The organism is Kitasatospora sp. NPDC059327 (genome assembly GCF_042752535.1).
In the GTDB taxonomy this organism is placed as follows: domain Bacteria; phylum Actinomycetota; class Actinomycetes; order Streptomycetales; family Streptomycetaceae; genus Kitasatospora.
In genome coordinates, this window is sequence record NZ_JBHYYB010000001.1 from 173,053 (window position 1) to 192,606 (window position 19,554).

The following is a 19,554-nucleotide window of genomic DNA, read 5'->3' on the forward strand; positions in this document are numbered from 1 at the left end:
GCGCCCCCCCGCCGTGGTTGGCGGCCTGCCGGGCCGGGGCGGGCCGCGCCGCCCCGGTGGGGGCGCGGCGCCCCCTGCCCGGCTGACCCCACCGGGCCGGCGCCCCGCACCCCCGGGGTGACCGGGGCGCCGGCGCACGAGGGCCCGGGTGTCAGATGTGGACGGCCGGGCCGGCCTCGGCGCTGCCACGACGGGCCAGCAGCCCGAGCAGGGCTGCGGCGAAGGCCACCACGGAGGCCACCGCGAAGGCGAGCGACATACCGCTGAGGAAGGACTGGTGGACGGCGCCGGCCATCGCGTCGACCACCTCCGCCGGGGTACCGGCCGGGGCGGGCGGGGCGAAGCCGAGCTGGGCCGCCTGCTTGAGGCCCTCGGCCTCGGCGCCCTGGACCGGCGGCAGGCCGGCGTCGGCCCACTTGCCGGGCAGCACGTCGCCGACCTTGGCGGCCATCAGCGCGCCCAGCGCGGCGGTGCCGAGGCTGCCGCCGACCTGCATCGCGGCCTGCTGGAGACCGCCGGCCACCCCGGAGAGCTCCAGCGGCGCGTTGCCGACGATCACCTCGGTGGCGCCGACCATGACCGGGCTCATGCCCAGGCCCATCAGGACGAACCAGAGCGACATCACACCGGCGCCGGAGCCCTCGTCCAGGGTGGACATCCCGAACATCGCCACGGTGGTGATCAGCATGCCGGCCACGATCGGGATCCGCGGGCCGAGCCGGCCGATGGCCAGACCCGCCACCGGCGAGCCGACGATCATCATGCCGGTCATCGGCAGCAGGTGGACACCGGCCTCGACCGGCGACATCCCGTGGACGTTCTGCAGGTAGAAGGTGACGAAGAAGATCGCGCCGAAGAACGAGAAGGCCATCAGCACCATCAGCAGGGTGGCGGCCGACAGCGGGACCGAACGGAACAGGCTGAGCGGGATCAGCGGCTCGCGGGCGACCCGCTGCCAGAACGCGAAGGCCGTCATCAGGACCACCGCGCCGCCCAGGAAGAGCAGGGTGGAGACGTCGCCCCAGCCCCACTCGGGCGCCTTGATGATGCCGAAGACCAGCGCGAACATCGCCAGCGAGAGCAGCACGATGCCGGGCACGTCGAAGGACTTGGCCGCCTTCTCGGCCCGGACGTCCCGCAGGATCCAGATGCCGAGGGCCAGCGTCAGCAGGCCGACCGGGATGTTGATGAAGAACACCGACTGCCAGCTGACGTGCTCGACCAGCAGCCCGCCGACGATCGGGCCGGCCGCCGAGGAGGCACCGATGACCCCGCCCCAGATGCCGATCGCCATGTTGAGCTTCTCGACCGGGAAGGCCCCGCGCAGCAGGCCGAGCGCGGCCGGCTGGAGCAGTGCGCCGAACAGGCCCTGCAGCACGCGGAAGGCGATCACCGTCTGGATGTTGCCCGCGAAGGCGATCGCGGCCGAGGTGGCGGCGAAGCCGGCCGCGCCGACCAGGAAGGTCCGCTTGTGGCCGAAGCGGTCGCCGATCTTGCCGGCGGTGATCAGGAAGACCGCGAGGGCGAGCAGGTAACCGCTGGTCACCCACTGGATCTCGGAGGGCGCGGCCTTGAGGTCGGCCTGGATGACGGGGTTGGCGATCGCGACGATCGTGCCGTCCAGCGCGACCATCATCACGCCGACGGCGACGGTCAGCAGGGTCAGCCAGGGGTGCCCCTGCAGACCGCCCCCGGACGATGGCTCGGGCTGCGGCGGATCGTCCGCCTTGGCGCTCTTGACGACGGACTGGCTCATCTGGGGCCCTCCGGGGGCATGGCAGCGAACAGACGTGGTCGTGGCGCCCCGGCCCACCCGTCCCCACGAGTTACCCGGCCTGGCGGGCGCCACGCTCCCGCAGATTATGTCAGCCTCTGACATTTGGCAAACTCTGCCGTGTTACTGCCACTGACATGTGGCAGACCGCTAGAGTTGGACACCCGCCCCCTCCGCCTCGCCGTCCGGAAGGCCCCCCGACATGGCCGCTCAGCGCTCGCCCCTCGCCCCCGCCCCGGCCGTCCGGCCGGCCGGGGGCGCCGGACCCGGCCTGCGCGAGCGCAAGAAGCGACAGACCCGCGACGCCCTGATCGAGGCCGCCCACCGGCTCTTCTTCAGCCAGGGCTTCGCCGGGACGACCGTGGACGAGATCGCCGCCGCCGTCGACGTCTCGCAGCGCACGTTCTTCCGCTACTTCGCCAACAAGGACGAGGTCGCCCTCGCCGTCATGGCCGAGGCCGAGGACTACTTCATCGACCGGCTGCGGGCCCGCCCCGCCGGGGAGAACCCGCTCCAGGCGCTGCGCGCCGCGATCGTCGAGTCCTGGCGCGACCTCGGCGCCCGGCACCCGACCGGACCGAGCTCGGTGACCAGCGCGCTGGAACTGATGCGGATGATCGAGGACACCCCCACGCTGCTCGCCGCCCACCTGCGCCGGGTCACCGAGCAGGAGCGGGTGGTGGTCCAGGTGCTCGCGGCCCGCGAGGGCCTCGACCCGGCCGAGGACCTGCGCCCCGCCGTGATGGCCGCGGTGTTCGGCAGCGTGCTGCGCGCGGCCCACCTGTCCTGGAGCGCCGAGTGCGAGGAGTCCGGACCGGAGGACATGATCGCGCTGATCACCCGTCACTTCGACCAGCTCGGACCCGCCCTGGCCGGCGACTGGCGGCACTGAGGTCCTCCGGGCGGCACCGGGACCGCGCCGGAGTCATACCGGGGTACTACGACGGACCCCGGCCCACGGTCCGACGCCCGGCGGCGCCGGCCGCCCTAGGCTGACGGGATGACCGATCAGCCCACCGGGCCGGCCCGGGGCGGCCCGCTGCCCGGTCTGCTCGCCCCGCTCGCCCGCCCGTCCGCCGACCACACCCCGCTGCTGGCCCACGCCGGGAGCCGCTGGCTCCGCTGGCTGCCGTACGTCCTCGCGCTCTCGGCGCTGTCCTCCCTGCTGCCCAGCGGGATCAACGTGCTGACGCACGACTACGGGCTCAACACCGGTCTCGCCGCGGCCCTCGCCGTCGCGCAGACCGCGCCGCTGCTGCTCGCGGTGAGCCGCCCGCTGCCCGCCTGGTGGATGATCGGCGCCGCCGACCTGCTGACCTCGCTGCTCGTCCTCGCCACCGGCCGGGACACCTCCTCCCCCTGGCCGTGGCCGGCCACCAGCCTGGTCGGCTACCTGCTGCTGATGCTGCCGCTGGCGCTGCGCGAGCGGCGGCGCACCCTGCTCTCCGTCTGGCTGGCCACCGGCGCCGCCAGCCTCGCGCTGTCGGTGCTCGGCCTCGGCGGCGGCTTCGGCTCGGACAACAGCGTGCTGGCGGTGGCCCTGACCGGGGCCGTCCTGGTGCTCGGCGGGGCCCTGCGGGAACGGGCCGAGGCCCAGCGGCTGCTCGCCGAACAGGAGCACATCAGCGAGGCCGAGCGCGAGCGCCGCACCCTGCTGGAGGAGCGCGCCCGGATCGCCCGCGAGCTGCACGACGTGGTCGCCCACCACATGTCGGTGATCGCCGTCCAGGCGGCCAGCGCCCCGTACCGGATCACCGGAGTCCCGGCCGAGGCGGCCGAGGAGTTCACCGCCATCGCCGGCACCGCCCGTGACTCGCTGTCCGAGATGCGGCGGCTGCTCGGGGTGCTGCGCAGCGAGGAATCCGGCGCCGAGAAGGCACCGCAGCCCGGGGTCGCGCAGCTGGCCCAGCTGGTCGAGACGGTCGGCCGGGCCGGGGTGCCGGCCGAGCTGGCCGTCCCGCCGGAGCTGGCCGAGGCCCTGCCGCAGGCCGTCAACCTCTCCGTCTACCGGATCGTCCAGGAGGCGCTGGCCAACGTCGTCCGGCACGCGCCCGGCGCCGAGGCCTGGGTGTCCCTGGCCCTCGACGGCCCGGCCCTGCTGGTCACCGTGGTGAACGGCGCCCCGCCCGGGCGCGCCGAGTCGCTGGAGGCCGCCGCCGAGGGCACCGGCCACGGGCTGGTCGGGATGCGGGAACGCGTGCGACTGCTGGATGGGAAGCTGGACACCGGCCCGCTGCCCGACGGCGGCTTCAAGGTGGCCGCCGTGCTGCCCTTCGACACCCCCCGGGAGACCACCGCATGACCATCCGCGTGATCATCGTCGACGACCAGGCGATGGTCCGGGCGGGCTTCGCCGCCCTGCTCGGCGTCCAGAGCGACATCGACGTGGTGGGCGACGCGGCGGACGGCGCGCAGGCCCTGGAGGTCTGCGGCCGCACCCATCCGGACGTCGTCCTGATGGACGTCCGGATGCCCGTCATGGACGGCCTGGAGGCGGCCCGCCGGCTGCTCGACCCGGCCGTCCCCGGCGCCCACCGCCCCAAGGTGCTGATGCTGACCACCTTCGACGTGGACGACTACGTCTACGAGGCGCTGCGCGCCGGGGCCAGCGGCTTCCTGCTCAAGGACGCTCCCCCGGCCGACCTGATCGCCGCCGTGCGGGTGGTCGCGGCCGGTGACGCCCTGCTCGCCCCCTCGGTGACCCGCCGGCTGATCGAGGACTTCGCCCGGACCGCGCCGGTCCGGCGCCGCGACCCCAAGCTGCGGCTGAACGGCCTGACCCCCCGGGAGACCGAGGTGCTGGAGCTGATCGCCCGCGGCCTGTCCAACCAGGAGATCGCCGCCGGCCTGGTGCTCGCCGAACAGACCGTCAAGACCCACATCGGCCGGGTCCTCGCCAAGCTCGACCTGCGCGACCGCGCCCAGGCGGTGGTGCTGGCCTACGAGTCCGGACTGGTGACGCCGGGTCAATGACCACCCGGGCGGCCGGCCTCCCCGCCGGCCGGCCGGAGCCCCCTCCTGATACCCGGGTAGCACCTGGGAGTTGGCCCCGCGGTGTGACGCCCGCGGGGCCGCCGTGTTTCTACCTTCCTCTCCGTCGACACCCGACGGACAAGGGAGAGCACGGACATGCGGCAGCCTCGCACCCACCACCGGCCCCGGCGCTTCGGACGCGCGGTCGCCGCCGCCGCGGTGGCCCTGGCCACCGTCCTGGGCGCCGGCGGCTGGGCCGCCGACACCCAGCGCGCGGTCACCGGGCCGCCGCCCGGCACCGCCGCCTGGGTCGCCGACACCACGCTCGGGATCCGGCCGCCCGACCCGGCCGCCGCCTCCCCGGCCGCGGTGGCCGCCTTCTTCGCCCAGCTGCCGCCCGCCGCCCAGGACGCGCTGGCCGTCCGCCACCCGTTGGTGGTCGGCAACCTCGACGGCGCCCCCGTCCGGCTCCGCTACCGGGCCAACGCGCTGGCCCTGGCCGAGGAGCACGGGCGCGAACTCGCCCGCGCCGCCGACCCGGCGCTCACCCCGCGCGACCGGGCCGCCGCCCGCGGGCGCGCCGAGCGCTACCGCACCCTGCTCGACGGCGGACGGCAGATCCTCGCCTTCGACCCCCGCGGACGCGGCCAGGTCGCCGAGGTCCACGGGGACCTGGCCGCCGCCGGCCGGACGGCCGTCGTCGTCCCCGGCTCGGACATCGACCTGCTGAGCTTCGACCGGTCCACCGACCCGTACGGCACCCCGGGCGGGATGGCCCGCGCGCTGTACGAGGCCACCGGCCGGCGGGCCGCCGTGATCGCCTGGGCCGGCTACACCACCCCGGTCGGCCTCGGCCCGGACGCCGCCACCGAGACGCTCGCCCGGGCCGGAGCCGCGCGGCTCACCCGGCTGCTGGACGGACTCGCCGTCACCACCCGGCCGGTGGCGCCCGCCACGGTGTTCTGCCACAGCTACGGCTCGGTGGTCTGCGGCCTGGCCCGGCCCGGCCCCGCACAGGCCGCCGGCCTGGTGGTGCTCGGCTCCCCCGGCATGGGCGTCGGCTCGGCCGCCGACCTCGACCCCCGGGTGCCGCTCTGGGCCACCGAGCGCAACGGCTCGGACTGGATCGGCAACGTGCCCAACGTCTCGCTCCTCGGCCTCGGCCACGGCGCCGACCCGACCGCGCCCGGCTTCGGCGCCCGCCCGCTGCCCGCCACCGGATCCCACGGCCACACCGGCTACTTCGCGCCCGGCACCGCCTCCCTCGCCGCCTTCGCCGCCGTCGCGCTCGGCCGCTGACACCCGCACCCGCCCGCCGGACCCCGCCACCTCCCGAGGAGCCACGCCATGGCCCGACCGCTGACCGCCCTGCGCCGCGCCGCGCGCCAGGTCGACACCCGTACCCCCGAGACCCGCGACCGCGCCCTGGACGGACTGCGCGCGCTGGCGCTGCTCGCCGTCCCCGTCGGCCACTGGCTGCTCGGCGGCTTCACCCTCTCCGCCGACGGCGCGCTGCACAACGCCAGCCCGCTCGGCTCGCTCGGCTTCTTCGCGCCGGTCAGCTGGGTGCTCCAGATGCTCGGGGTGTTCTTCCTGGTCGGCGGCCACTCCTCGGCCCGCTCGCTGGACCGGGCCCGCGCCCGGGGCGTCGGCTACGCCGGCTGGCTGCGCGCCCGCTCGGTCCGGCTGCTCCGGCCGGTCCTCGGGGTGGCGGCCGTCTGGGCGCTGCTGATCCCGCTGCTGGGCCGGCTCGGTGTCCCGGGCGACACCGTCCGGACCGGCTCGGTGCTGGTGGTGCAGCCGCTCTGGTACATCGGCGTCTATCTGGGGCTGACCGCGTTGACCCCGCTCTGCGCGGCCGCCGCCCGGCGGCTGCGCGGCTGGTCGGCCGGCGTCCTGGTGGCCGCGGTCGGCGCGGTGGACCTGCTGCGGTACGGCCCGTGGGCGGAGGCGGTGCCGTCCTGGATCGGGCTGCTGAACGTCCTGCCGGGTTGGCTCTTCGGCTACCAGCTGGGGGTGCTCTGGGCCCGCGGGCGGCTGGGCCGGCCGGCCGCCCGGCTGCTGCTGTTCGGCGGCGGGGCGCTGTTCGCCGTGCTGCTGCTGGTCTTCCACTACCCGGCCAGCATGGTCGGTGTGCCCGGCGCCGAGCGCACCAACTCGCACCCGCCGTCCCTGCTGGTCCTGGCCCTGGCGGCGGTGCAGTGCGGCGCGGCGGTCCTGCTGCGGGAGCGGCTCGGCCGGCTGCTGCGCCGCCCGCTGCTCTGGCTGCCGGTGGTGGCGGTCAACCTCTCGGCGATGACGATCTTCTGCTGGCACCAGAGCGCGATGCTGGCCGTGGCGGTGCCCGGGGCGGCCGTCTTCGGCACCGTGCCCGGCCTGACCGGGGCGCCGGACTCGCTGGGCTGGGTGGCCGCCCGGGTCGCGCTGCTACCGCTGTTCGGCGCCGTGCTGATCGCGATCGGGTGGTTCACCCGCCGGTTCGACGGCCCCTGGACGGCGTTCTCGCGGACCTGGAAGGCGGTTGCCGGCGGCGCGGCGGCCGTGTTCGCCGCGTACGCCCTGGGCGTGCTCTGAGCCGCCGAGCGGACACCGGGAACTGACGGGGCGTGGGCCACGTGGGCGCGCGCCCCGTCCGGCGGAGACACGCGCCCACCGAAGCGATGCATCCGCATGCGAACCACCACACACTGTGATGTCCTGTGACCGTCGGCCACTGTCCGTACGCTCCTGCCCGCCCACGGCAGGCCGTCCGCGCTCCCGCCGGCCCCTCTCCCGACATCCCCTCCGAGGAGTTCCATGTCCCTGTCCCCACCGCGGCCACGGCGCCGGCCGCGGGCCCCCCGCCGACTGTCCGCCGTCGCCACCGCCGTCGTCTGCGCGCTGACCACCGGAACCGTGCTGACCGCCGTCACCCCGGCCGCCGCCCTGGTCCTCGCCCACGGCGGCGCCCACGACGACGACCTGGCCCCGCACGTCACCTCGCCCCGGGTGCTGGCCGAGATGCGGGACGACGAGGTCGCGGCACTCGGCCAGGAGCACGCCGAGGAGCACGCCCGGATGCGGGCCGCCGTCCGCGGCGTCGGCGACTACCCGCAGACCACCCGGACCAACCGGCTCAAGGCGCTGACGGACTCCCAGACCACCACCAACGCCGGCTTCGACCCGACCGTCTTCGGCGCGTTCAACCAGTACTTCCCCTCACCCGACTTCGGCGACCACATCGCCCTGCTGCCGACCGGCAAGGTCCTGGTCTTCTCGTTCGAACGGATCGAGACCAACCCGGAGAAGGAGCCCGCGCCGACCCAGACCATCGGCAAGGAGAACGCCGGCCGGGCCTTCCTCTGGGACCCGGCCAAGGGCTACGCCTCGGAGGCCTTCAAGCAGGTCACCCCGCCGGTCGTCGACATGCCGGACGGACTGCACGAGCCCCGCCCCGCCCCGTTCTTCTGCTCCGGCCACTCGTTCCTGCCCAACGGCATGCTGGGCGTCTTCGGCGGGAACCTGGGCGGCAACGGCGGCACCGGCGCCAAGCTCTCGCTGGTCTTCGACCCGTGGACGGAGACCTGGACCAAGAACCCGGACATGTCGGTCGGACGCTGGTACCCGTCCGTGGTGACCGGCGCCGACGGCCGCCAGCTGATCATGTCCGGCCAGTCCGAGCTGGGCTGGGGCACCCCGACCCCGGTGGTCGAGCGCTTCCCCGCCAAGGGCTACCAGGTGCCGCTCCTGAAGACCGAGACGCCGAAGAACACCCCGGTGGACCGGTTCAAGGCGGACGCCCCGTTCAGCCTGGACTACCCGCACCTGTTCTCGCTCAACGACGGCAACATCTACGGCTTCGGCCGCCAGGCCAACGAGCAGTGGAAGTTCGACCCGGTCGCCGAGTCCCGCAGCGACCTGACCGCCCGCCCGGACGGCCGCAAGCGCAACTACGGCTCGGCCGTCCCCCTCCCCGGCGGCCCGAACGGCCCGGACTCCGCGCTGGTCCTCGGCGGCGACCGGGACAACCCGAGCACCCTGCGCTTCTCCAACGGCAGTTGGACCGCCGAGAAGTCGCGCGCGTTCGGCCGCACCCAGGACGACACCCTGCTGCTGCCCGACGGCAAGCTGCTGACCGTCAACGGCGCGTACGACATCCGCGACTACGGCAACGGCCCCTACAACCCGAACGCCGACCTCAAGTACCGCCAGGTCGAGCTGCGCGACGCCCAGGGCAACTGGAAGCTCGGCCCGGTCCAGCGGCTCCCGCGCGGCTACCACTCCAACGCGGTGGTCCTGCCGGACGGACGCGTCATGGTGACCGGTGACGAACTCCAGCAGATCGCCAACAACCCGGACATCAACGGCAGGGTGAGCGGCATCCCCGGCACGGCCGGCCCGGTCACCATGGACGGCACCATCGAGATCTACGAACCCGCCTACCTCCACCAGGGCAACCGCCCCTCGCTCGACCGGGCCCCCACCACGCCGGTCGGCTACGACAAGAAGTTCCTGGTCACCACGTCGACCCCGGAACGCGCCGCCAAGGCCGTCCTGCTGTCGCCGACCACCGCGACCCACTCGGTCAACACCAGCCAGCGACACATCGAGCTGCGGCTCAGCAGCCGGGCCCGCAACCGGCTGGAGTTCCAGGCGCCGCCGGACGCGAAGGCCGCGCCGCCCGGCTGGTACATGCTCTTCCTGCTCAACGACCAGGGCGTGCCCAGCGTGGCGCAGTGGGTGCAGCTCAGCCCCTCGGCCTGACCCCGGCCTCCCCCACCCACCTCACGGAGGAATCCATGGCAACGGATCTGAGACTGCGCCGGAGCGAGGAGATCCAGGGCGACGTCGTCGCCGGCTTCAAGAAGGACAACGTCACCCTGCTGTTCCTCAAGTTCGAGGACGCGGCCAGGGCCCGCGACTGGCTGCGGGTGCTCGCCCCGCAGATCGCCACCACCCGCCAGGTCGCCGACTTCAACGCCGCGTTCAGCGAGGCCCGCAAGTCCTCGGGCGGCGACGACCCCAAGACCCTCAAGGCCACCTGGCTGGGCGTCAGCCTCACCTACGAGGGCATGCGCCAGCTCTCCGCCACCGACCCGTTCGCGCAGGCCCCGCCGGTCGGCAGCGGCCTGGAGGCGTTCAAGGAGGGCGCGGCCAAGCGGGCCGGCGCGCTCGGCGACACCGGCGACAACTCCCCGGAGAACTGGCTCTTCGGCAACGGCCGGACCCAGGCCGTGCACGCGGTGCTGACGATCGCCTCGGACACCGAGCAGGACCTCGCCGCCGCCGTCACCGCCCAGCGCGAGGCGGCCGCCGAGGCCAGGATCGTCATCATCTTCCAGCAGAACGCCAAGACCCTGCTCGGCAGCCGGCGCGGCAAGGAGCATTTCGGCTTCAAGGACGGCATCAGCGAGCCCGGCGTCCGGTTCTTCGACCAGCCCGCCCCGGACAACGAGGAGGAGGTCGCGGGCCACCCGGGCACCCGGATCATCCCGGCCGGCGAGTTCGTCGTCGGTGAGCAGCCCGCTCCCGGCAGCTTCACCGACTACCCCGCGTGGGCCCGCGACGGCTCCTTCCAGGTCGTCCGCCGGCTCTCCCAGGACGTCCCCGGCTGGTGGTCCCAGGTCTCGGTCAAGCTGAAGGAGCTCAAGCAGGCCAAGGCCGTCCCGGACACCGCCACCACCGAGTGGCTGGCCGCCCGGCTGGTCGGCCGCTGGCGCTCCGGAGCACCGGTCTGCAAGCACCAGGACCGCGACGTCCCGAACGACCCGACGGCCTCCTCGGACAACGACTTCGACTTCCGGGACGACCTGGAGGGCCTGGCCACCCCGCTCTTCTCGCACCTGCGCAAGTCCAGCCCGCGGGCCGGACTGCAGGCCCCCGACCCCAGCCGCCCGCCCTTCGACGCCAAGGAACTCGACGGCCGGCGGATCATGCGGCGCGGCGCGCCCTACGGCCACCCCTTCGACCCGGCCTCCGAGGGCCCCGGCGGCCCCGACGACCCGCGCGGCCTGCTGTTCGTCTGCTACCAGGCCGACATCGCCCGGCAGTTCGAGTTCATCCAGGCCGACTGGATCGACCAGCCGGACTTCCCGCCCGGCCGCAACCCGGTGCCCGGCAAGGACCCGGTGATCACCGAGGCCGACGACGTCGACTTCGAGAGCCGCGGCCCGGACGGCGCGATCAAGCACACCCCGCTGACCTTCCAGCAGTTCGTGCAGACCCAGGGCTCGGTCTACGCCTTCGCGCCGTCCCTCAGCACCCTCCGGGCGCTCGCCGACGGGCGGCTCACCGGCCAGTCGCAGGGCGGGCCGAACGGCCAGGTCTCCCCGCAGCCGGGCAAGGGCTACCCGTGCGACGACTTCGTCGCCGTCCCGGACCAGTGGCGCCTGGGCGGGCAGAGCCAGTACTGGGCGTTCCACGGCGAGCAGCGCCGCCGGATCGCGGTCGAGGACGGCGCCTCGCACACCGACCGCCCGGTCGAGCGCGACGCCGCGCTGACCGGCTGGCCCGCCCTGCAGGGCATCGCGCGGATCGACTGCGTGCTGCCGATGCCGGATCTGCAGAACCCGGCCGGCAAGAGCTGGTACTGGGTGTTCCACAGCACCGGCGGACGCCGGCAGTACCGGGCCGTCTCGATCACCTGCGGCGGCGGGAGCCACACCACCGCCCTGGAGCGCCCCGACCGCGACCTCTCGGCCTGGAGTTCGCTGAGCGGCGTCGACCGGATGGACTGCTTCCTCCCGGTGCCCGACCAGCAGCGGGTCGGCGGCAAGAGCTGGTACTGGGCGTTCCACAGCACCGGCGGACGCCAGCAGTACCGGCTGATCTCGGTGGCGGACGGCGCCGCGCACACCGACGTGCGGGAACGCGGCGACCGCGAACTCACCCAGTGGGGTTCGCTGGGCGGCATCACCAAGGTGGACTGCTTCCTCCCGGTGCCCGACCAGCAGCGGGCCGGCGGCACGAGCGAGTACTGGGTGTTCCACGGCGAGCGGTACCGCCGGATCTCGGTGGCCGACGGCAGCGGCCACCCGGACCGCAAGCTCGCCGACGACCGCCCGTGCGACGCCTGGAACTCCCTGGCCTGAGCCGGCCGCCCGGGCCCCCGTCCGCGACGCGACGCGGACGGGGGCCCGGGTGTCGGTCCGTTGCCCTACGCTGCCGCCATGGTGACGTTCGATGAGTTCCGCGCGATGGCGCTCGCCCTGCCGGAGGCCGCGCAGCAACCCACCTGGGAGATCGAGACCCTGCGGGTCCGCACGAAGATCTTCGCGATGGGCTCGCCGGACGGCGGGAGCGTCAGCGTCAAGGCCTCCCACGAGGACCAGCGCGAGCTGCTCGCCGCCGAGCCCGAGGTGTTCTCGTACCCCCCGTACGTCGGCCGGCACGGCTGGGTGGGCGTGCGGCTCGACCGGGTCGACCCGGAGGAACTGCGGGAGCTGCTGACCGAGGCCTGGCGGCGCGCCGCGCCGAAGCGCATGGTCAGGGAGTTCGACGCGACGCAGGCCCGGTGACGCCGGAACGACACCGGAGGTTCATGTGACCCATCCCACAGTTTGCGCGGGCCCGACACCGCGCCGAGCCCCCTACGCTTACCCAGGGAAGTTGGCAGTCGTACCACCCTTCGGGCCCCGCCCGCAGAACGGTCACGGGCCCCTAGGGAGTTGACGCGATGCGCCGTCGGCGGTGGAAGCGTGTTCTGATCGGTGCCTTCGCGGGGTGCGCCGTGCTCGCCGATGCCGGCGCCGCCGCGGCCCAGGCCGCCGCCTCCACCGAGCAGTTGGCGATCTCCACGCCACCGGCCGGCAGCGCCGCCTGGGTCGAGGACCACTCCTTCGGCCGCACCCTGCCCGACCCGGGCAGCACGACGCCGGCCGCCGCCGCCGAGTTCTTCGCCTCGCTGGCGCCCACCGAGCTGGACCGGCTGATCCAGGACTACCCCCTGGTGGTCGGCAACTTCGACGGAGCCCCGGTCGAGCTGCGCTACCGCGCCAACCGGATCGCCCTCGCCGCCGAACGGGACCGGGCCCGGGCCCGCGCCGCCGACCCGAAGCTGGACTCCGACCTGCGCGCGCTCGCCGTCTCCCGCGCCAACGACGCCGAGCACCTGCTGGCCCCCGAGCGCCAGGTGCTCGCCTTCGACCCGCGCGGTCGCGGCCTGGTCACCGAGGTCTGGGGCGACCTCGCGGACGCCGACCGGATCGCCGTCCTCGTGCCCGGCTCGGACGCCGACCTCGGCCACTTCGACCAGGCGGCCGAACCCCTGCGCTCCCCCGCCGGGATGGCCCGCGCGCTGTACGCCGAGGAACGGCGGCAGTCGCCCGGCACCCGGACCGCGGTGATCGCCTGGACCGGCTACGTCACGCCCTCCGGGCTCGGCCCGGACGCCGTCACCTCCCGGCTCGCCGACGTCGGCGCGCCCCGGCTGGAGCGGCTGCTCGCCGGCCTCAAGGAGACCACCCGGCCGGACGTGCCGCCGTCGCTGCTCTGCCACTCCTACGGTTCGGTGGTCTGCGGCAACGCCGCCCCCGAGATCCCCCGGGCGGCGACCTCGCCGTCCGACACCTCCGGAGTCACCGACCTGATGGTGTTCGGCAGCCCCGGCATGGGCGTGCAGAGCACCGCCGAGCTGGGCACCGGCGTGCACGTCTGGGCCACCCGCAACGGCAGCGACTGGATCGGCAACGTGCCGTACCTGGAGGTGGGCGGGCTCGGTCACGGCGCCGACCCGACCTCGGCCGAGTTCGGCGCCGAGCAGATCTCCTCGGCCCGCTCCTCCGGCCACAACGGCTACTTCACCGAGGGCACCGACAGCCTGCACAACTTCGCGGCCATCTCGCTCGGCCACTACGAGGACGTGGTCCGGCCCGCCCCCGAGGCCTGAGCCCGCCGCGGTCCGCCCGGGTCAGTGCGACGGGCCCTGGTCCTGGTAGAGCCGGAGCGCCTCGGCGGCGGCCCGGGCCAGTTCCCGCCGGGCGGCCGGCGGCGCGAGCACCTCGGCGTCCGGCCCGAAGGAGAGCAGCGCGCGGACGGCCGGCAGGGCCTGGAAACCCATCGCGAGCTCGACCCACTCGTCCGGGGCCCCGGCCCCCGACTCGGGCGGCGGCGCGGTCAGCCGGCCGCCGTGGATCCGGACGAACAGGTCCAGCCGCCCGCGCCGCACCCGGACCTTCACCGACACCTCCTTCGGCAGCCGCTCGACCTGCTCGCGCAGCACCGCCCAGACCTCGCCGAGCCCCAGCCCCGGGCGCCGGCGCACCGGCTCCTCGGTGGTCTCGGCGACCAGCACCCGGTCGGCCCGGAACAGCCGGGGCTCACCCCGCAGATCGGCCACCAGGTACCAGACGGCGGCCTTGCTGACCAGGCCGTACGGGTCGACGGTGTACTCGACCGGGGCCGGTGTGCCGCTGTGCCGGTAGCGCAGCCGCAGCCGGCGGTCGGCGAACACGGCGTACTGCAGGTCGCCGAGGTCCGGCCCGGCCGGTGCGCCGGCCTGGAGCCAGCGGGCCGGGTCGACCAGGACGCGCTCGCTGATCCGCTCGGCGGCCGGGCGGTGCGGGGCGGGCAGCGCGGCCATCACCTTGCGCAGGGCCGACCCCAGCGCGCCGTCCAGCCCGAGGTCGCTGTGCGCGCCCTGGGCGGAGAGCACGAACAGGGCGCGGGCCTCGTCGGCGGTCAGCCCGCTGACGTCGGTGCGGTAACCGGGCAGCAGGGCGATCCCGCCGTGCCGGCCGCGCTCCGTGTAGACCGGGACGCCGGCCGAGGAGAGCGCCTCGACGTCGCGGTAGATGGTGCGGACCGACACCTCCAGGCGTTCGGCCAGTTCGGTGGCGGACACCTGGCCGCGGGTCTGGAGCAACAACAGGATCGAGAGCAGACGGTCGGCCTTCATGCGAGGAGGATTCCAAAAATCATGACGCCGGTTGTCAGGTTTTACCGGGAGATTGCCTCCTGAAAGCCGAACACCTACGCGCCGACGGAGCCGATCGCCCATGGACACCACCCAGGACCCCCGCCCGCTGTACCTGCTCGCGCTCGGACAGCTGGAGAAGCTGATCGCCGAGGTGACCCCGGAGGCGCTCGGACGCCCCACCCCGTGCACCGCGTACGACCTGCGGCAACTGCTCAGCCACGTGGTCGGCGGTGTGCACCGGCTCGCCTACATCGGCGAGGGCGGCCGCGCCGAGGACGTCGTGGCGGCCACCGACGAACTGGCCGACGACGCCTGGCCGGCCGCCCTCGGCCGGGCCCGCGCCCGGGCCGTCGCCGCCTGGGCGGACGACGCGAAGCTGGACCGCCCGGCCGTCGCGCCCTGGGGGGAGGTGCCCGGCCGGGCCGCGCTGGGCGGCTACGTCATGGAGACGGTCACGCACTCCTGGGACATCGCGCGGGCCCTCGGCAGCCGGCTCGCGCTGGACGAGCGGCTGGCGCTGACCGCGCTGTCGATCGCCGAGGCCGTGCTGGCGCCCGAGCACCGCGGTGGTCCGGTCCCGTTCGGCCCGGTGCGGCCCGCGCCGGCCGGCGCCGACGCCTACACCCGGCTGGCGGCCTGGCTGGGCCGCGAGGTCTGAGACCCCGCCGCCGGGAGGGAGCGCCCCTCCCGGCGGACCGCTCACGGCGGCCACTCACGCCCGACCGGCGTGTCGCGGCTACTCGCGGCCGACCGAGGTGAACGCCATGTCCGGGTAGCGGTCGCCCACCACCCGGCCGGCGACCGGCTCCAGCACGGCCAGCTCCTCGGCGGTGAGCCGCAGCGTCGCGGCGGCGGTGTTCTCGGCCAGCCGGTCGCGCCTGCGGGTCCCGGGGATCGGCACGACCGTCAGGCCGTGCACCTCGGCCCGCTGGTGCGCCCACGCCGGCGCCACCTGCGCCTCGGTGGTGTCGGTCGGGCCGTAGAACTCGCTCATGCCCATGCAGCCGAGGCCCTGGGCGCCGACGACCGGTCCGTCCTGGCCGAGCCGGACGGTGGGGAGGGCGGGGCGCGTCATGCGTTCTGCTTCCTTCGCTTCGGGCCGTCCACCGGGGCGCCGCCGTCCGCCTGGTCGTCGCGGTCGGCGATCTTCCCGGTGTACAGGTCGATCTTGTAGTCGATGACGGCGAGGGTGGCGTGCAGGTCGGCGATCCGCTGCCGCACCTCCTCACGGTGGGCGAGCAGCAGGTCGCGCCGGTCCTCCATGGTCCGCTCGCCCCGGCGGGCCAGCTCCACGTACCGGAGCATGTCGGCGACGGTCATGCCGGTCAGCCGCAGCCGGCCGAGGAAGGCCAGCCGGTGCAGGTCGGCGTCGCGGTAGCGGCGCTGGCCGGAGGCGGAGCGGTCGACCGGGTCGAGCAGACCGATCCGCTCGTACCAGCGCAGGGTGTGGGCGGTCAGTCCGCTGGCCGCCGCCACCTCGCTGATGGAGTGCCGAGGGGTCCGGTCCGGCTCGCCGACCGGAGTGTTGAAGACGTCGGAGCAGGTCCGCAGGTCGACGTGGATCGGTGCGAGCGTTGCCATGATCGGTACCCCCAGTGGTTCGCGGTGACGACGACGCTAGTGAGTTGGAGCGCACTCCAAGCAAGCCTGCCATCCGGGCACTCCCGGCACCCGGCTCCGGCCGCCCGTTAGAGTCGGCGCCATGGAGAGCTTGCGGATGATCGAGACCTGGCCGGTGCCCAACGCCGCGGCGGTGGTGGTGCGGGGCGCGGACGGCGCGGTCCTGGGCGGGCACGGCCCGCTGCGGCACCTGTTCCCGCTGGCGTCGGTGACCAAGCTGCTCACCTCGTACGCCGTCCTGGTCGCGGTCGAGGAGGGCGTCTTCGAGCTGGACGACCCGGCCGGGCCGGCCGGCTCGACCGTCCGCCACCTGCTGGCGCACACCTCCGGTCTGGCCTTCGACGAACACCGGGTGATGGCCGAGCCGGGCAACCGCCGGCTCTACTCCAACGCCGGCTTCGACGTGCTGGCGCAGACCCTCCAGCAGGCCTCGGGCATCGAGTTCGGCCGCTACGCCGCCGAGGCCGTGTTCGAACCGCTCGGGATGAACGCGACGCTGATCAACACCGCCCACAAGTCCCCCGCCGGCGCCGGCGGCCTGTCCACCGCGGCGGACCTCGCGCTGTTCGCGGCCGAGCTGCAGTCGCCCAAGCTGCTGGACCCGAGCACGCTGCGCGCGGCCACCCGCGAGGTCGCCTTCCCGGGGACGAGCGGCGTGCTGCCCGGCTTCGGCCACCGCCGGCCGAACGACTGGGGCCTCGGCTTCGAGATCCGGGACGGCAAGGCGCCGCACTGGACCGGCACCACCAACTCCCCTGCCACCTTCGGCCACTTCGGCCAGTCCGGCACCTTCCTCTGGGTGGACCCGGAGGCCGGCGTGGCCTGCGTCGCGCTCACCGACCGGGACTTCGGGCCGTGGGCCGCCGAGGTCTGGCCGGTCCTCGGCGACGCGGTCCTGGCCGAACCGCGCGGCTGAGCCCGACGGGCGGGCCGCCCGGGGCCCGCCCTCAGCCGTACGTGACCGGCGAGTGCATCTCCCAGAGCAACAGCCGGGCGCCGTCCGCGCCGGCCGTCGGGTCGGCGAAGGCCTCACCGGTGATCCGGACACTGTCGCCGGGCGCCATCGAGCGGCCGCCGCCCTGCGGCCCCGGCACCGTCCGGTAGCCCAGCGAGCCGGCCGTCAGATGCGCGTACCGCCAGGCGGCGGCGGGGAGCGGCGGCAGCGGCTGCCAGGGGTCGGCGGCCACCAGCCAGAGCGCGGCGTCGCTTCGGCGCAGCCGCAGGGCGTCCGTCCCGGCGTCCCGCTCCAGCCCGGAGGCGAGCAGCGTCAACCCGCCGTCCGCCGGTTCCACCCGGCGCAGCCCGTACGCCGGGGGCGCGTCGAACACGTCCGGCTGGAGCCACATCTGGACGAAGCGGACCGGCCCGTCGGCGCCGCCGACGTTGCGCTCGGTGTGGCTGACCCCGGAGCCCGCGCCCAGGTACTGGAGCATGCCGGGGCGGACCACGCCGCTGTGGCCCCGGGAGTCCCGGTGCGCCAGCGCGCCCTCCAGGACCCAGGTGAGGATCTCGGTGTCCCGGTGCCTGTGCTCCTCGAACCCCGCCCCGGGCGCGAGCAGTTCCTCGTTGCAGGCGAGCAGCGCGCCGAAGTGGGTGTTCCTCGGGTCGTAGTGGCCGGCGAAGGAGAACGCGTGTCTGGTCTCGATGCCCTCGGCCGGGGTGGAGCGGTAGCGCTCGGCGGTGCGGCGCAGGTCGGCGCGGGGGCGGGCGGGGGCGTCGGTCACGGGCCCCACGGTAGCGCGGATCAAGGTCCGCCCCGGGGCGCCCCGGCCTCCGGGACAGGGGCTCCTTCCGGGGCCCCGGGCCACGGGGAGCCGCCGCGGCCCGGGCCGCCGACGGTCGCTCCGGCCACCGGGTGCGACGGTCCTCACCGGGCCGCTGCGCCGGGGGGTGTGCACGAGCAGTCACTCCGGTGAGGCAGTCTTGTCCTTGTGCCAGCCGCCTCCGCGAACTCCAAGAACGATCCGACCGCCAAGCCCGACAAGACCGGGAAGGGCCCGACGCCCGGCTCCGGCCGGGACCGGCCCGGCCGGGCGGCGCCACGCCTGACCGCGCAGGAGCGCAGACTCTCCGCCGAGCGGGCCGAACGGCGGGTCGCGACGCTCAAGCGGCTGGAGAAGTCCTCGGGCAAGCTGGCCACCGCCGCGATCGCGCGGATGGACGACCAGCTCGGCTGGTACCGGCGGATGCCGCCGGAGCACCGCTCCTGGATCGGCCTGGTCGCCCAGGCCGGCATCGCCGCCTTCACCGAGTGGTACCGCCACCCGGACGCCCCGCAGGCGATCTCCACCGACGTCTTCGGCACCGCGCCGCGCGAGCTGACCCGGGCGATCACGCTGCGCCAGACCGTCGAACTGATCCGCACCACCATCGAGGTGATGGAGGAGGCCATCGAGGAGGTGGCCTCCCCCGGCGACGAGGCGGACATGCGCGAGTCGGTCCTGGTCTACGCCCGGGAGATCGCCTTCGCCACCGCCCAGGTGTACGCCCAGGCCGCCGAGGCGCGCGGGGCCTGGGACGCCCGGCTGGAGGCACTGGTCGTCAACTCGCTGCTCTCCGGCGACGCCGACGAGGGGGTGCTCTCGCGGGCCGCCGCGCTGGGCTGGGGCCAGCCGAGCCAGGTCCGGGTGGTGATGGGCAGCGCCCCGGACGGCGACAGCGAGTTGGTCGTGGAGGCGATCCGACGGGCCGCCCGCTACGCCAAACTGCACGTCCTGACCGGGGTGCTGGGCAAGCGCCTGGTGGTGGTGGTCGGCGGCGAGAAGGAGCCGGTGCACGCGGCCCGGGCCCTGATCGGCCAGTTCGCGCCCGGCCCGGTGGTGGTCGGCCCGACCGTCCCCGACCTGCTGTCGGCGACCCGCTCGGCGCACGCCGCCGCCGCCGGCCTGCGGGCCTGCGCCGCCTGGCCGGACGCCCCGCGCCCGGCGCTGGCCGACGATCTGCTGCCCGAGCGGGCGCTCGCCGGGGACCAGGCGGCCCGCCGTCAGCTGGTGGAGGAGATCTACACACCGCTCGACGAGGCCGGCTCGGCACTGCTGGAGACCTTGAGTGTCTATCTGGAGCAGGCCTCCTCCCTGGAGGGAGCCGCCCGGATGCTCTTCGTTCACCCCAACACGGTGCGCTACCGGCTCCGACGTGTGACAGATGTCACGGGCTACGCTCCCTCCGATGTACGTTCGGCCTTCACCCTGCGTATCGCACTGGCGCTGGGCCGACTCGCCGCGGCCGGGGAGCAGAGTTGACCCCGATGTAGGGAACTGACAATCCCGGATGCTTTTCTTCGTTACCGTCG

Annotated in this window: 16 protein-coding genes and 1 pseudogene; 12 read left to right on the forward strand and 5 right to left on the reverse strand. The window is 74.7% G+C overall.

What is annotated here, in order from left to right:
- Window positions 1-151 precede the first annotated feature (151 nt).
- A complete protein-coding gene (locus ACFXHB_RS00555) occupies window positions 152-1,756 on the reverse strand; it encodes an MFS transporter (protein ID WP_380571062.1) in 1,605 nt (534 codons plus the stop codon).
- Window positions 1,757-1,976: 220 nt separating this feature from the next.
- On the opposite strand from ACFXHB_RS00555, the gene ACFXHB_RS00560 reads away from it, so the two are divergent.
- From ACFXHB_RS00560 to ACFXHB_RS00600, 9 genes are all read left to right on the forward strand, one after another.
- Window positions 1,977-2,666, forward strand: a complete 690-nt coding sequence (locus ACFXHB_RS00560; protein ID WP_380571063.1) for a TetR/AcrR family transcriptional regulator — start codon at window positions 1,977-1,979, stop codon at window positions 2,664-2,666.
- A 108-nt stretch (window positions 2,667-2,774) separates the two neighbouring features.
- On the forward strand, window positions 2,775-4,076 hold the full coding sequence (locus ACFXHB_RS00565) for a sensor histidine kinase (protein WP_380571064.1): 1,302 nt from the start codon (window positions 2,775-2,777) through the stop codon (window positions 4,074-4,076).
- Window positions 4,073-4,747 carry a response regulator gene (locus ACFXHB_RS00570; protein WP_380571065.1) on the forward strand — a complete coding sequence of 225 codons (675 nt, stop codon included), beginning with the start codon at window positions 4,073-4,075 and terminating at the stop codon, window positions 4,745-4,747. The genes ACFXHB_RS00565 and ACFXHB_RS00570 overlap by 4 nt, the downstream gene beginning before the upstream one ends.
- A gap of 156 nt (window positions 4,748-4,903) precedes the next feature.
- On the forward strand, window positions 4,904-6,046 hold the full coding sequence (locus ACFXHB_RS00575; protein WP_380571066.1) for an alpha/beta hydrolase: 1,143 nt from the start codon (window positions 4,904-4,906) through the stop codon (window positions 6,044-6,046).
- A 48-nt stretch (window positions 6,047-6,094) separates the two neighbouring features.
- Window positions 6,095-7,321 carry an acyltransferase gene (locus tag ACFXHB_RS00580; RefSeq protein WP_380571067.1) on the forward strand — a complete coding sequence of 409 codons (1,227 nt, stop codon included), beginning with the start codon at window positions 6,095-6,097 and terminating at the stop codon, window positions 7,319-7,321.
- A gap of 222 nt (window positions 7,322-7,543) precedes the next feature.
- A complete protein-coding gene (locus ACFXHB_RS00585; protein WP_380571068.1) occupies window positions 7,544-9,490 on the forward strand; it encodes a galactose oxidase-like domain-containing protein in 1,947 nt (648 codons plus the stop codon).
- A 35-nt stretch (window positions 9,491-9,525) separates the two neighbouring features.
- Complete coding sequence (locus tag ACFXHB_RS00590; RefSeq protein WP_380571069.1) at window positions 9,526-11,817, forward strand: Dyp-type peroxidase; 2,292 nt, start codon at window positions 9,526-9,528, stop codon at window positions 11,815-11,817.
- A gap of 78 nt (window positions 11,818-11,895) precedes the next feature.
- A complete protein-coding gene (locus ACFXHB_RS00595) occupies window positions 11,896-12,243 on the forward strand; it encodes an MmcQ/YjbR family DNA-binding protein (protein ID WP_380571071.1) in 348 nt (115 codons plus the stop codon).
- 158 nt (window positions 12,244-12,401) lie between these two features.
- Entirely contained in the window at window positions 12,402-13,613 is a 1,212-nt protein-coding gene (locus tag ACFXHB_RS00600) for an alpha/beta hydrolase (RefSeq protein ID WP_380571072.1), read from the forward strand.
- A 21-nt stretch (window positions 13,614-13,634) separates the two neighbouring features.
- Here ACFXHB_RS00600 and ACFXHB_RS00605 read toward each other — a convergent pair whose 3' ends face one another.
- Window positions 13,635-14,621, reverse strand: a complete 987-nt coding sequence (locus ACFXHB_RS00605) for a helix-turn-helix transcriptional regulator (protein ID WP_380571073.1) — start codon at window positions 14,619-14,621, stop codon at window positions 13,635-13,637.
- A gap of 100 nt (window positions 14,622-14,721) precedes the next feature.
- Between ACFXHB_RS00605 and ACFXHB_RS00610 the strand changes: the two genes are divergently transcribed.
- Window positions 14,722-15,300, forward strand: a complete 579-nt coding sequence (locus ACFXHB_RS00610; protein ID WP_380571074.1) for a TIGR03086 family metal-binding protein — start codon at window positions 14,722-14,724, stop codon at window positions 15,298-15,300.
- Between the two features lie 78 nt (window positions 15,301-15,378).
- On the opposite strand, the pseudogene ACFXHB_RS00615 reads toward ACFXHB_RS00610, so the two are convergent.
- Window positions 15,379-15,606, reverse strand: a pseudogene (locus tag ACFXHB_RS00615) (aldo/keto reductase); the annotation flags it as partial.
- Between the two features lie 107 nt (window positions 15,607-15,713).
- A complete protein-coding gene (locus tag ACFXHB_RS00620; RefSeq protein WP_380571075.1) occupies window positions 15,714-16,223 on the reverse strand; it encodes a MerR family transcriptional regulator in 510 nt (169 codons plus the stop codon).
- Window positions 16,224-16,344: 121 nt separating this feature from the next.
- Between ACFXHB_RS00620 and ACFXHB_RS00625 the strand changes: the two genes are divergently transcribed.
- Window positions 16,345-17,178 (forward strand): serine hydrolase domain-containing protein, encoded by an 834-nt coding sequence (locus ACFXHB_RS00625; RefSeq protein ID WP_380571076.1) that lies wholly within the window; start codon window positions 16,345-16,347, stop codon window positions 17,176-17,178.
- 31 nt (window positions 17,179-17,209) lie between these two features.
- Here ACFXHB_RS00625 and ACFXHB_RS00630 read toward each other — a convergent pair whose 3' ends face one another.
- Window positions 17,210-17,986, reverse strand: coding sequence for a pirin family protein (locus ACFXHB_RS00630; protein ID WP_380571077.1), 777 nt, complete (start codon window positions 17,984-17,986; stop codon window positions 17,210-17,212).
- 321 nt (window positions 17,987-18,307) lie between these two features.
- Between ACFXHB_RS00630 and ACFXHB_RS00635 the strand changes: the two genes are divergently transcribed.
- Complete coding sequence (locus tag ACFXHB_RS00635; RefSeq protein WP_380571187.1) at window positions 18,308-19,504, forward strand: PucR family transcriptional regulator; 1,197 nt, start codon at window positions 18,308-18,310, stop codon at window positions 19,502-19,504.
- Window positions 19,505-19,554: the final 50 nt, after the last annotated feature.